Origin of the sequence: Thiemannella venezuelensis (assembly GCF_014203605.1) — a bacterium.
Lineage (GTDB): Bacteria > Actinomycetota > Actinomycetes > Streptosporangiales > Streptosporangiaceae > Planomonospora_A > Planomonospora_A venezuelensis.
Window position 1 is genome coordinate 146569 of record NZ_JACHJJ010000015.1, and the last position, 12624, is coordinate 159192.

Sequence of the window (12624 nt, forward strand, 5' to 3'; positions counted from 1 at the left end):
ATATTGACCTGAGGTCATTAGTCAATGAGGAGTCCTGCCCCGAACGGGATGGGGTTCCGGCGCGATCACCCGTCGCACATGCCGAGGGCGGAGCATCCGGCCACCGGTACGAGCCGGAACGTCACCGGGCTCGCGGAGGCGCGGACCGCAGAACGGCCACAGGCGCGGACGGCGTGCTCGCCGTCCGCGCAGAACCAGGCAGTGACCTGCCGGAGGGTGTCAGAGGCGGGGGCGGGCGCCGAGGTGGGCGATGGCCTTGGCGGCCAGGCGGTTGCCGGCGGCCAGCGACTCGGCCGGGGGCTTGCCCTCCAGCCAGGCCGGAAGGAAGCCCGCGGTGAAGGCGTCACCGGCGCCGGTGCCGTCGACCACGCGCTCCACCGGCTCGGCCGGGGCCTTGACCGGCTCGCTGCGGCTGTTGGTGTACCACAGCGCGCCCTCGTCGTTGAGCTTGATCACGACCTGCGGGAACCAGGCGGTGAGCACCTTGGCGGCGGCGGCGGGGTCGTCTCGGCCGGTCAGGACCTTGGCCTGGTCGGCGTTGGCGAACAGCAGCTTGGCGTTCTGGGTCCACTCCAGGAACGGCTCGGCGCCGGTGCGCTCCAGCGGGGCCGAGGAGGAGCAGTCGACCGAGATGGACATCCCCGCCCGGCGGGCCGTCTCCAGGGCGGCGAGACCGGCCTCGCGGGAGCCCTCGTTGATCAGGGTGTAACCCGAGACGTGCAGGTGGCCGCCCTGGGAGAACAGGTCGCGGGGCAGGTCCTCGGGCGACAGCGCCGCGTTGGCGCCGGGGTCGGAGAGCATGGTGCGCTCACCCTTGTGGGTGACGAGCACGACGCAGGTGCCGGTGGGACGCTCGGGGTCCATGACGAGACGGGCGTCAACGCCGTAGCCCATGAGCTCCATGTCGCGGTTGCGGCCGGTGATGTCGGCGCCCCGGCGGCCGATGAAGGCCACCTCCGCGCCCTCCACGGCGAGCCAGGAGGCGATGTTGGCCCCCGACCCGCCGCCGTGCATGGTGACGACGGCCGGTGTGTCGCTGGCCCTGGCCAGCGGGTAGCGAGCCCGCGCGACCGCGTCGGTCATGAGATCGCCCACCACGACCACCCGCGTCATGATGCCACCACCTTGCTGCCTTCGATGCCGACGTGCTTATGGAGCCGCCAAAAACCTAACAGTTTCCGGCCAGGCTAGGGGGCCCGGATCCGAGACCGGGGCATAGTCGATGCACAAGCGTTGTGTGAACCCATCCGGTTGGTCCCGCATGTGGGATTCACGTCTACTCTCGGGACTGTGGAGGCTCAGTATCCCGCCCACTGGGAGGCGGACGTCGTCCTGTCCGACGGCGGCACCGCGCACGTGCGCCCGATCCGGCCCGCCGACGCGGACCGGCTGCGGGCCTTCTACTCCCGGCTCTCCGAGGAGTCCATCTACTTCCGCTTCTTCGGCCCCAGGCCGCGCCTGTCGGACCGGGAGGTGACCTGGTTCACCACCGTCGACTACGTGGACCGGGTCGCGCTGATCGCCACGATCGGCACGGAGATGGTCGCCGTGATCCGCTACGACCGGACCGGGCCGGGGGAGGCGGAGGTCGCCTTCCTCGTCGAGGACGCCCACCAGGGCCGGGGCGTCGCCTCGGTGCTGCTGGAGCACCTGGCCGAGACCGCCAGGGAGCACGGCATCGCCAGGTTCGTCGCCGACGTGCTGCCCGCCAACCAGAAGATGATGGCCGTGCTCAAGCAGGCCGGCTACACCGCGCAGAGCCGCTTCGCCGACGGCGTCGTCCGGATGACCCTCGACCTCACCCCGACGGAGACCTCCCAGGAGGTGACGGCCTCCCGCGAGCACCGGGCCGAGTCCCGCTCGATCGAGCGGCTGCTCACCCCCGGCTCGGTGGCCGTGGTCGGCGCGGGCCGGGAGCCGGGAGGCGTCGGCCAGACCGTGCTGCGCAACCTGCTGGGCGCCGACTTCACCGGCCCGGTGTACCCGGTCCACCGCGAGGCGCGGGCCGTCGCGGGGGTCCGGGCCTACCCGAGCGTGACGGCCATCGACGGGGAGGTGGACCTCGCCGTGCTGGCCGTACCGGCCGACGGGGTGATCGACGTCGTCAAGGAGTGCGCGGAGAAGGGCGTGCGCGGGCTGGTCGTGGTCTCCTCCGGGTTCGGCGAGACCGGGCCGGAGGGGCGGGCACGCCAGGACGAGCTGGTCCGCATCGCCCGCGCGTACGGCCTGCGCGTCGTCGGCCCCAACTGCCTCGGCATCGCCAACACCGACCCCGCGGTCCGGCTGAACGCCACCCTCGCCGCGACGATCCCCGGCAGGGGACGGGTCGGCTTCTTCAGCCAGTCGGGCGCCCTGGGCACGGCGCTGCTGCAGCGGGTGGCCCAGCGCGGCATGGGCATCTCCTCGTTCGTCTCCGCGGGCAACCGCGCCGACGTCTCCGGCAACGACCTGCTCCAGTACTGGGAGGAGGACCCGGCCACCGACGTGATCCTGCTCTACCTGGAGTCGCTGGGGAACCCGCGCAAGTTCGCCCGGCTGGCCCGGCGGATCTCCCGGCGCAAGCCGGTCGTGGTGGTCAAGAGCGGAGGCACCACCCAGAACGTGCCGACCGGCCACGCCGCCCCGGTGCTGGGCCTGCCCGACACCGCGCTCAGCGCGCTGTTCGAGCAGGCCGGGGTGATCCGGGTGGACGACCTGATCCAGCAGTTCGACGTGGCGCAGCTGCTGGCCTACCAGCCGCTGCCCGCCGGGCCCCGGGTCGGGCTGGTGAGCAACTCCGACGCGCTGGCGCTGCTGGCCGTGGACGCCTGCGTGAGCGCGGGCCTCGAACCCCGGCCCCCGGTCAACCTGGGCGCGCGTGCCGGCGCCGCCGAGTTCGGCACGGCCCTGGCCTCGCTGCTGCCGGAGGTCGACGCCGCGGTCGTGATCTACATGCCGCCGATCCCGGGCCGCGCCGACGAGGTCGCCGCCGAGCTGCTGCGCGTCTCCCGGGAGGGCGGCAAGCCGGTGCTGGCCACCTTCGAGGGGGAGCTCGGCATGCCGCCCGAGCTGCGGGGCGGGGCCGTACCCGGGCAGGGGTCGATCCCGTCGTACGCGGCGCCCGAGGAGGCGGTGCGCGCCCTGGCCCACGTCGTACGGCACGCGCGCTGGCGAGAGCAGCCCGCGGGGACGCCGGCGGAGCTCCCGGACGCCGACGCCACCGCGGCGCGGGAGCTCGTCGAGCGGATGCTCGAGCACCCGCCGTACCACGGCCCGCTGCGGGACGCCGCCGGCGAGCGGCTCCCGGTGGAGATCGAGGCGTCGGAGCTGCTGGCCTGCTACGGGCTGACCGTCTGGCCCGCCGAGGTGGCGGCCTCGGCCGAGGAGGCCGTGGCGGCGGCCGAGCGGCTGGGCTGGCCGGTGGTGCTGAAGGCCGCCGACCCGGAGGCGGCCAAGCGGGCGGGCACGGTGCGGCTGGGCCTGGCGGGACCCGACGGGGTGCGCGACGCCTTCGCCGACCTGACCCGCCAGCTCGGCCCCGAGGCCGTGCTCTCGGTGCAGCGGATGGTCCCGCAGCCCGCGGTGCCGACCGTGGTGAGCGTCGTGGAGGACCCGGCGGTCGGCGCCGTCGTCTCCTTCGGGCTGGGCGAGGTCACGGCCCGGCTGCTGCGGGACGTGGCCTACCGGCTGGCCCCGCTCACACGGGAGGACGCGGCGGCGCTCGTGGAGTCGCCGCGCGCCGCGCCCCTGCTCTTCGGCGAGTACGGCTACCCGCCGGTCGCGGTCGAGGCGCTGGAGGACCTGCTGGTGCGGGTGGGGAGGCTGGCCGACGACCTCCCCGAGGTGGCCCGCCTCGACCTCGACCCGGTGCTGGTGGGGGAGTCCGGGGTCATCGTGCTCGGGGCGCGCGCCGTACTGAGCAGCCCCGCCGGGCCGCGGCCCGACGACGGCCCCCGCCGGCTCAGCTGACGGTCCGCCCGGCGGCGCCGGCGGTCCGCCCGGCCCCTCCGGGCGGATCAGCCGACGGCGGACCTCGCGGCGCCATGGTGAAACAGGCCCCCCGGACAGGGCAGGATGGACCCATGAGGGAAACCCGACTCTCGGCCGCCGGCCTGCGCGACGCGATCGACCGCAGTGGCTACTACCCCGACCTGGTCGCCGACGCGGTCGAATCCGCCCTGGGCAAGGAGCAGGTGGGCGCCTACGTGGTGCACCACGAGGCCACCTTCGACCCGGCCATGGAGGTGCGCAGGCACGTCACCGTGCTGGTGCTCTCGCCCACCCGGCTGCTGGTCTGCCACACCGACGAGCACCCGGCGGTGGAGGGGGTCTCGGCCTCGCACGCCTCCACGACCACCGAGGCCGTGCGGTTGAGCCGGATCCAGTCCGTGGCGGTCACCCGGGTCGTCCCCGACCCCGCCTCCTACGTGCCGGGCGTGCCGCCCACGGAGGTCACGCTCACCATCGGCTGGGGCGCGATCTCCCACGTCGACCTGGAGCCCGCCACCTGCGGCGACGAGAACTGCGACGCCGACCACGGATACACCGGCGCCATCACGGCCGACGACCTCTCCCTGCGGGTGAGCGAGGCGGCCGACGGACCCGAGGCCGTCTCCCACGTGCTGGCCTTCGCCAAGGCACTGTCGGAGGCCACCGCCCGCGCCGCCTCATGACCGAGCTTGTCGAGGTCGTCAATAGACACAGCAGCTTGGTCAGGCGGCCGACGAAGGAGGGCGCATGACCCCCCTCGTCCCGGCGTACGGCGAGGCCTCGCTCGCCGACCTGTCCGCCTCGCTCCTGGCCGTGCTGGGGATGGACTCCCCCAACCCGCTCGGGCTCGCCCCCGTCGAGCGGGTCCTGCTCTTCCTGGTCGACGGCCTCGGCGCGGAACTGCTGCGCGCCCATCCGGAGCGGGCCCCGTTCCTGTCCTCCCGGCTCGGCCGGACGCTCACCGCGGGCTTCCCCGCCACCACCGCGACCAGCCTGGGCACGCTCGGCACCGCGCTCACCCCGGGCGAGCACGGCATGCTGGGCTACCAGGTCGCCGCGCCCGGCACCGGCCACCTGTTCAACTGCCTGCGCTGGACCACCCCCGGAGAGCCGATCGAGCCCGAGGACTGGCAGCCCGCCCCGACCGTCTTCGAGCGGGCGGCGGCGGCCGGGATCGCCGTCGGCTACGTCGGCCCCGCCTACTTCGAGGGCACCGGGTTCAACCAGGCCGTCTACCGGGGCGTGCGGTTCGTCGGCGCCGACGAGGTCGACGACCGGATCGAGGGGGTCCGCCGAGCCCTCGCCGAGCCCCGCGCCCACGTGACGGTCTACTACGGCGACCTCGACTCCGCCGGGCACCAGAGCGGTTGGGGCGGCCCGGCCTGGCTCGACCAGCTCGCCCGGGTGGACCGGATGGCCGAGCGGCTGGCCGGCGTCCTCCCGCCCGGCTCGGCGATGTACGTCACCGCCGACCACGGCATGATCAACGCTGCCGAACGCGTCGACGCCGACGCCGTCCCCGAGCTGCGCGAAGGCGTCGCGCTGCTCGGCGGCGAGGCCAGGGCCCGGCACGTCTACGCCGCGCCCGGGGCCGCCGGGGCCGTGCTGGAGACCTGGCGCGGCCTGCTGGACGGGAAGGCGTGGGCGGTCTCCCGCGAGGAGGCCGTCGACTCCGGCTGGTTCGGGCCGCGGGTGCGCGATACGTGGCTGCCGAGGATCGGCGACGTGGTCGCCGTGCCGTACACCGACGCCGTCATCATCGCTTCGGAGGCCGAGCCGAAGGAATCGTCGTTCGTCGGCTACCACGGCTCGCTGACCCCCGCCGAGCAGTACGTCCCCCTGCTGGAGGTGAGCACCCGCTGACCCCGTCCCCGCCTCCGCTCCCGCGCGGTGGGCGGCGGCGCGGCGTCCGAGGGCCGGGCCGGATGATCGGCGGCGGCTTCTACGATGGGGGCGCCGGGGGCCGAGCACCCGGTCCGTCCTGCCCGTCATGGAGACCGCCCGGGGCGGTCACACGCTGAGGAGTCACGATGAGCCCGCTGATCACGCCCGCAGACCTGGCCGGACTGGACGGGGCGGCCATCCTCGACGTGCGCTGGAAGCTCGGCGGGCCGCCCGGGATCGAGGAGTACCGCCAGGGGCACATCCCGGGCTCGGTCTTCTGCGACCTGAACGCCGACCTCGCCGCCCCGGCGGGCCCCGGGGGCCGTCACCCGCTGCCGGAGGCCGGGGACTTCCAGGCCGCGATGCGCCGTCTGGGCGTCTCGGGCTCCCGGCCGGTGGTCGTCTACGACGGAGCCGACTCCACGGCGTCCGCCCGGGCCTGGTGGACGCTGCGCTACTTCGGCCACCCCGACGTCCGGGTCCTCGACGGGGGCCTGCGCGCCTGGACCGGCGAGGGCCGCCCCGTCACGGCGGACGCGCCGCAGCCGCCGCCCGGTGACTTCACCGCGCGCCCGGGAGGCATGCCCGTGCTCGACGCCGACGGAGCAGCGGCGCTGGCCGCCGACGGGGTCCTGCTGGACGCGCGCGCCGCGGAGCGCTACCGGGGCGAGGCCGAGCCGATCGACCCCGTCGCCGGGCACGTGCCCGGCGCGGTCAGCGCCCCCACCGGGGAGAACGTCGACCCCGCCGGCCGGTTCCACCTGCCGGAGTTCCTGCGCGAGCGGTTCAACACCCTCGGGGCGGTGCCGGGCCTGGAGGTCGGGGCCTACTGCGGTTCCGGGGTGACCGCCGCCCACCAGGTGCTGGCCCTGGAGGTGGCGGGCATCCCCGCCGCCCTCTACGTGGGGTCGTGGTCCAACTGGGTGGCCGACCCCTCCCGGCCGGTCGCCACCGGCTGATCGCCGTACCCGAAGCAGGCGAACCCGGCGACCCCGGTCTTCCCGCTCGCCAGGGTCAGGGCCGGGGCGGGCGGGTGGCCGGCGGCCAGCAGGTCGTGGAAGGCCGTCATCAGGGCCAGGGTCTCCTCGTCGCGCACCGGGACCAGCCCGGCCACCACGCACCGCGTCCCCCGCGACAGGAACGTCCCGGCCAGCCCCAGCGGCGCCCCGTCGGCCGGTGCGCGGGCCATCCCCGCGTCGCACGCCGAGAGCACCACCAGGTCCGGCGGAGTGCGGAGCCGGAGCAGGTCGTAGGCCATGAGCCTGCCGTCGTCGAGGTCGATCCCGGACAGCAGCGGGCTTTGCGCGCAGAACGTGCCGTGTGCGGCCAGATGGGCGATCCTCGTCCGCTCCAGCGCCGCCATGACCGCGGACCTCGTCGCCGGGACCCGCTCGCCCCCCGGCCGGCACGCGGCGACCATGTCCGCCTCGGCCTCGGCGTACCGCAGCCCCGGCCCGGCCACCACCATGGTCCCGGCCGGAGGCGGGGGCCCCGCGTCCGGACCGCGCTCGGCCGCGGGCGGGATCCCCGCGCCCGGTACGGCTCCCGCGCGGTGCGCGGCCAGCCAGGCGGCCGCGCTCGCCGCGACGGTCACCGGCCGGTCCGTGTTCGACGGCAGCACCGGCCAGGGCAGGGTGTGCAGCGCACCGCACGGCACGACCACCACCGGCCGGTCGCCCAGCCGGTGGAGCAGCGGGCCGAGGACCAGCCGCTCCACCGTGGCGGCCTCCGCCGCCGTGCCGGGCTCCCGCCCGTCCCGCAGGTGCGTCCGGCGCAGGCCGTACCGGAGCCGGACCGTGGCCTCGGCGACGGGAGCGAAGGCCCCCAGCCGGCACAGCGCGACCCGCCCGGGCGTGACCGTGACGGCGACCAGCTCGTCCCCGTGCCGGACGAACTCCACCAGCGCGTGCTCGCCCAGCGCCGCGCGCAACTCCGGGAGCGCGGGGGCGGCGGGCCTGCCGGCGCCCCGGGCGACCGCCCGCCACCGCTCCGCCCAGGCCAGCACCGTCTGGGGCCGGCCGGTCTCCAGGGCGAGGGCCAGGCCGAGCGCGGCCAGCGGTTCGCCCGCCCGTACGGCGTGCGCCCGCACCATGGGGTCCTCCAGGAGGGTCGTCCCGGCGCCGACCCGGACCAGCCCCGCGCGGACCGCGGCGAACGCCCCGCGCCGGTCACCGGCCAGGGCCCGCCGCAGCGCCACCGCGTGGCGGCTCACCACGCCCTGTCCGGCCGAGGCCAGCAGGGCGAGCTGCTCCCCGGCGGCGCGGCGGTCGCCCAGCCGGAGCGCGAGCTCCGCGGCGGTGAGCCGCAGCGGTTCCGACGGATGGCCGGTGCGGTCGAGATCGGCCGCGCACGCCAGCATCTCGGCGAGCAGCCGCCCGCCCTCCGGTGCGGCCCCGCCCTGCCCGGTGTTCCCCGGGGGCGCGGTGTTCCGCGGGGTCGCGGTGCCCTCCGGGGGTGCGGTGTCGCCCGGGAACGCGGAACCCTCCGGGGCGCCCGCCGGTCGGGTGCGGGGAGGAGGGGGCGCGCCGGGCCGTTCGAGCGCGAGCCGGGCGCGCAGGATGATCTCGGTGGCGCGCGGGACGTCGGGCTCCCGCCCCTGGCCGAGCAGCTCGCACCGGGCCAGCTCCGCGCTCTGGCGGGCGCGGTGGGGGTCGCCGGTGCGCAGCTCGACCTCGGCCAGCGCCAGCCGGGCATCGGCCAGGGCCGTCCCCGCCCCCGCCGCCTCCAGCTCCGGGACCGCGCGGTCCAGCAGCACCCTGGCCTCGCCGGGCAGATGTGCGGCGATCAGCGCCTCGGCCAGGTCGCACCGGACGGTGGCGAGCCGTTCCGGGCAGCCGAACAGGCTCTGCTCCGCACGGCGGTAGGCGGCGAACGCCGCGGGCAGGTCACCGCGGCGTGCGGCCAGGAACGGCAGGTTGCCCTCCGCCAGCGCGAGCGTGTGCTTCAGACCCGCGGCCCTGGCCAGTTCCGCGCTCCGGGAGAGGTCGGCCTCGGCGGCGGCGAACTCCCGGAGGTACACGCGGGCGATCCCCCGGTTCAGCAGTGCTCCGGTGAGGAAGACGACCTCCTCGCGGGGGACGCCGGAGGCACGGTCGGGGGGCCGGCCGGTGCGCGGGTCCGGGGCTCCGCCCGGATGCCCGCCACGCCGGTCGCCGCGGTCGTCGCGGCGGCTCTCATGGCGGCGGACGGCCTCGCCGAGGACCCGGGCGGCGTGGTCGCAGCGGCGGAGGGCCTCGCCGTGCCGGCCGAGCCGGATCAGCGCCCCCGCCCGGTTCACGCCGAGCATCGCCGATTCGAGCGGGGTGAGGTACGGCTCCGCCTCCGCGGCGATGTCCAGCGCCTGGCGGGGGTGGCCGAGCTCGGTCCGGAGCGGGACGAGCGAGAGCCGCGCCTGGGCCGCACGGCGGGCCAGCCCGCCCGCGGACGCGATCTCCACGGACCGCCGCAGCTGCTCCTCGGCCAGCGGCAGGTCGCCCAGCTCGCGCGCGGCCAGGGCCAGCGCCCGGTACGCGACCGCGGCGGTCTCGGCGGCCCGGACGCCGGCGCCCCCGCTCACCGGTGCGGCGCCCGCCTCCGCCCGGCCGGGGAGTGCCGGGGCGTTCAGTACGGCGTGCGCCAGGGCACGGGCGGTCGCGGGGTCGCCCGCGGCGAGGCGGACGGCGTGTTCGGCCGAGGAGAGCAGGTCACCGGGGGAGGCGTCAGGGGAGGCGGTGACCACTTACGGCCGGATCCGGGTCCAGCTCGTCGCGACGGGCGGGTGGCCCCGATGGTGGCAGACCACGCTGAACCAGCCGGGCGGCAGGCCGGTGACGGCGAACTGGCCCGCCGGGGAGAGCTCCCGCGACTCCGTCAGGCAGGGGGTGCGGACCTCGATCCACGAGCCGGCCCCGGGCCAGGGGGAGACCTGGCCGGCGAGGTCGACCAGGCCGTCCGAGGAGCCGACCTCCAGGTCGACGGTGAGTGTGCCCGCGCCGAACCGGAGCAGGCGGTCCGGCTCGGCGGCGCGCACGCCGGCGGGCGCGGCCGCGGGCACCGGCCGCGCCGTGACGGCGCCGGGCAGCCGCAGGGCGAAGGCCGCCCGCGCGGCGGCCGAGACGTGTCCGGGCACGGGGTCCCGGCCCGACGCCAGGCGGAGGGCGGCGATCAGGGACTCGTCGTCGAGGGCGGGGGAAGGTCGCATCACGGTGCGGTCTCCTGAACGGTGATCATGGAGCGGAGCCGGTCGAGGCAGCGGCCCCGGGTGGGACCGTAGCTGCCGGTGGGCATGCCCAGGCGGCCGGCCAGCTGGTGGACGCCCGCGTCGGGTGCCGCCGCCATCAGGCGCAGCAGCGACCGGCAGGGTTCGTGCATGGTCTCGACGGCCTGCCAGAGCCGGTGGCCCTCGTCGGCGGTCAGCACGGCCAGCGCGGGGTCCGCCGGGGTGTGCTCACCGGCGCCGGCCGGTTCGACCGGGTCGGCGACCAGCCGCTCGCCCCGGTTGCGCCTGCACAGCAGGGACGCCTCGCGCCTGGCCGTGGTGAACAGCCAGGCGCGGATCCGGCCGGGGTCGCGGATGGTGTGCAGGTTCTCCACCAGCCGCAGCCACGCCCCCTGCACGGCGTCGGCCGTGTCCGCGGGACCCAGCCCGTAGGCGCGGACCGCCGCCCAGATGAGGGGCTCGAACCGCCTGACCAGCACGTCCCAGGCCGCCTGGTCGCCGACCAGGACGGCGTCGATCGTGCGCTGGTCGAGCACCTGCGCCTCCGGAGTCATGTCGGACACGGTCAGTGACAATACACTGACTTTGGGTGAAGCTTTACCCGGGGAGCGGCACGACGGTCCCCAGGCCCGCGATCCTCCGCCCGTGCCGGGGGTCCAGCACGTGGGCCACCGCCTCCTCCGGCGTCCTGCCCGCGGCGGCGGCCGCGACCGCCCCGCTGACCACGGCCGCGGAGAAGGAGGTCCCGCTCCAGCGGGCGTATCCCGCGAACGGGCCGTGTTCGAGGAATGCGCTGGTCAGCCACTCGCCCCGCGCGCAGGCGTCCACCCACGGGCCGTGCGCGGAGAACGGGGCCGGTGCCTCCTGGGCGGTGTCCAGCGCGGCGACCGCGACCACCTCCGGCAGTGCCGCGGGCCAGAAGGGCCGGTCCGACGCGGTGTTGCCCGCGCAGGCGACCACCGCCGTGCCGGCCAGCTCGCCCAGCGCGCTCTCCACGAGGGGGGAGGGGCGGTCGTCGAAGGTGTGCGCGCCGAAGGAGAGGTTGAGCACCTGCGGTGGATCGTTCCGCAGCCGGGCCAGGGCCCGCAGCAGTCCGGCCTCGTCCCCGACGCCGTGCCCGTCCAGGACCCGGATGTGGCGCAGCCGTACGCCGGGGGCGGAGCGCAGGATCAGCCCGGCGATGAACGTGCCGTGCCCGGCCTGGGCGTCCGGGGTGCCGTCACCGTCGGAGTCGGGCGGTTCCACGGGGTCGCGCCGGTCCAGGAACCAGGGGCTCTCCCGCCACCACGGGTGCGCGGTCAGCCTGGTGTCGAGCACCGCCACGGTCACGGGGTTCTCGCCGGCGGGCGGTGCGGGGACGGGCTCGGCCGGGAAGGGCCGGGAGGCGGGGCCGCCGAAGAAGAGGGGCTGACCCGTCAGGACGTGGTTGGGGGAGGCGCGGTGCCCGCGGTCCCGGACGGTGGTCACGAGGTCGCAGACGTCCACGCCCGGCACGAGCCGTACCCGGAAGACCCCGTCGGCCTCGGCCACCGCGGCGGCCCAGCGGGAGGCGGCCTCCGCCCCGGAGGCGTCGGTCAGAAACTGCCCCGGCCTGATCAGGGCGGGTGATCCTGGGACGGGCTCGACTCGCTCGATGCCGGCGTTCATCGCTCCTCCGGGGTCGGTAGGCGGACTGCTGGAAATCTTCCATCCGAACGATGGCGCATGCGGGCGGGCTGAGGCGGTGAACCCGGTTTTCCGCCCTGTCCGCCTCGGGACACCGCGTCGCCCCCTGTGCGGGGCGCCCGGACGGCATCGGCGCCAACTTTGCCCGGTGTTCGATAAATCTGGCGAACATATCTTAAAGCGGCAGGTCGGATGCTTGACGGGGTGTCAATTTTTGCTTCTTGTGGAGGGCGGGACCTCCGCGCTGTGCCATCTCGGTATGACCTCCCTCTGGTGTGATGTCGCAACCGACGGTAGTCTCTCCTTCAGTCACTTGTGATCATCCGTGGGCGAGGCCGTTGGGGAAGGCGCACCTCGTACGAAACGGGAGGTCCGGTGTCTGCTCGTGGCGTGCTTTACGTCCACTCGGCTCAGCCCGCGCTGTGCCCTCATATCGAATGGGCGGTCGCGGGCGTCCTTGGCGTGCCCGTAGACCTGACGTGGACGCCCCAGCCCGCCGCGCCCGGTCATGTGCGCGCACAGGCCGAATGGCAGGGGCGGCAGGGGACTGCCGGGGCCATCACCTCGTCGTTGATGAACTGGCAGCGGATCCGATTCGAGGTGACCGAGGACGCCTCCGCCGAGGCCGACGGATCCCGGCACGCCTACACCCCGGCCCTCGGGGTCTTCACGGCGGTGATCGGGGCCAGCGGCGACATCATGGTGCCCGAGGACCGGCTGCGCTCCGCCATGCTGCTGGCCCGTCAGGGCCGGGTGGTGCTGGAGGAGGAGCTGGACCGGTTGCTGGGCAGGCAGTGGGACGAGGAGCTCGAGTCGTTCCGCTACGCGGGGGAGGGCGCCCCGGTCCGCTGGCTGCACGCCGCCGTCTGACCGGGCCTCGTACCGCGCCGTCCGACCGGACCCCGTGC

The 12624-nt window shown here is 75.7% G+C and carries 10 protein-coding genes; 5 read left to right on the forward strand and 5 right to left on the reverse strand.

Annotated features, from left to right (window positions below):
- Nucleotides 1–219: 219 nt before the first annotated feature.
- Nucleotides 220–1113 carry a carbohydrate kinase family protein gene (locus FHS22_RS22010; RefSeq protein ID WP_184944353.1) on the reverse strand — a complete coding sequence of 298 codons (894 nt, stop codon included), beginning with the start codon at nucleotides 1111–1113 and terminating at the stop codon, nucleotides 220–222.
- A 177-nt stretch (nucleotides 1114–1290) separates the two neighbouring features.
- Between FHS22_RS22010 and FHS22_RS22015 the strand changes: the two genes are divergently transcribed.
- From FHS22_RS22015 to FHS22_RS22030, 4 genes are all read left to right on the forward strand, one after another.
- Nucleotides 1291–3948: a bifunctional acetate--CoA ligase family protein/GNAT family N-acetyltransferase gene (locus tag FHS22_RS22015; protein ID WP_338047879.1), complete on the forward strand. Its 2658-nt coding sequence runs from the start codon at nucleotides 1291–1293 to the stop codon at nucleotides 3946–3948.
- Between the two features lie 113 nt (nucleotides 3949–4061).
- Entirely contained in the window at nucleotides 4062–4652 is a 591-nt protein-coding gene (locus FHS22_RS22020; protein WP_184944357.1) for a DUF5998 family protein, read from the forward strand.
- Between the two features lie 64 nt (nucleotides 4653–4716).
- Nucleotides 4717–5832, forward strand: a complete 1116-nt coding sequence (locus FHS22_RS22025) for an alkaline phosphatase family protein (protein ID WP_184944359.1) — start codon at nucleotides 4717–4719, stop codon at nucleotides 5830–5832.
- A 167-nt stretch (nucleotides 5833–5999) separates the two neighbouring features.
- Nucleotides 6000–6812 carry a sulfurtransferase gene (locus FHS22_RS22030; RefSeq protein WP_184944361.1) on the forward strand — a complete coding sequence of 271 codons (813 nt, stop codon included), beginning with the start codon at nucleotides 6000–6002 and terminating at the stop codon, nucleotides 6810–6812.
- Here FHS22_RS22030 and FHS22_RS39320 read toward each other — a convergent pair.
- Genes FHS22_RS39320 through FHS22_RS22050 form a run of 4 tightly spaced genes read right to left on the reverse strand, consistent with a single transcriptional unit; the run spans nucleotide 6752 to nucleotide 11698 of the window.
- Complete coding sequence (locus FHS22_RS39320) at nucleotides 6752–9571, reverse strand: CHAT domain-containing protein (RefSeq protein WP_184944363.1); 2820 nt, start codon at nucleotides 9569–9571, stop codon at nucleotides 6752–6754. The two genes, FHS22_RS22030 and FHS22_RS39320, sit on opposite strands and share 61 nt — an antisense overlap.
- Nucleotides 9572–10033: a hypothetical protein gene (locus FHS22_RS22040; protein WP_221473943.1), complete on the reverse strand. Its 462-nt coding sequence runs from the start codon at nucleotides 10031–10033 to the stop codon at nucleotides 9572–9574.
- Nucleotides 10033–10605, reverse strand: coding sequence for an RNA polymerase sigma factor (locus FHS22_RS22045; protein WP_221473964.1), 573 nt, complete (start codon nucleotides 10603–10605; stop codon nucleotides 10033–10035). Before FHS22_RS22045 ends, FHS22_RS22040 begins: the two co-directional genes overlap by 1 nt.
- Nucleotides 10606–10648: 43 nt before the next feature.
- A complete protein-coding gene (locus FHS22_RS22050) occupies nucleotides 10649–11698 on the reverse strand; it encodes a S8 family peptidase (protein WP_184944367.1) in 1050 nt (349 codons plus the stop codon).
- Between the two features lie 393 nt (nucleotides 11699–12091).
- Here FHS22_RS22050 and FHS22_RS22055 point away from each other — a divergent pair, with 393 nt between their 5' ends.
- Nucleotides 12092–12586 (forward strand): DUF3145 domain-containing protein, encoded by a 495-nt coding sequence (locus tag FHS22_RS22055; protein ID WP_184944369.1) that lies wholly within the window; start codon nucleotides 12092–12094, stop codon nucleotides 12584–12586.
- The last annotated feature ends 38 nt before the right edge of the window (nucleotides 12587–12624 follow it).

Bases quoted from the DNA above. Each gene is read 5' to 3' on its own strand.
- FHS22_RS22010 (WP_184944353.1), bottom strand. From the start codon at position 1,113: ATGACGCGGGTGGTCGTGGTGGGCGATCTCATGACCGACGCGGTCGCG.
- FHS22_RS22030 (WP_184944361.1), top strand. From the start codon at position 6,000: ATGAGCCCGCTGATCACGCCCGCAGACCTGGCCGGACTGGACGGGGCG.
- FHS22_RS22025 (WP_184944359.1), top strand. From the start codon at position 4,717: ATGACCCCCCTCGTCCCGGCGTACGGCGAGGCCTCGCTCGCCGACCTG.
- FHS22_RS22020 (WP_184944357.1), top strand. From the start codon at position 4,062: ATGAGGGAAACCCGACTCTCGGCCGCCGGCCTGCGCGACGCGATCGAC.
- FHS22_RS22050 (WP_184944367.1), bottom strand. From the start codon at position 11,698: ATGAACGCCGGCATCGAGCGAGTCGAGCCCGTCCCAGGATCACCCGCC.
- FHS22_RS22045 (WP_221473964.1), bottom strand. From the start codon at position 10,605: ATGACTCCGGAGGCGCAGGTGCTCGACCAGCGCACGATCGACGCCGTC.
- FHS22_RS22040 (WP_221473943.1), bottom strand. From the start codon at position 10,033: ATGCGACCTTCCCCCGCCCTCGACGACGAGTCCCTGATCGCCGCCCTC.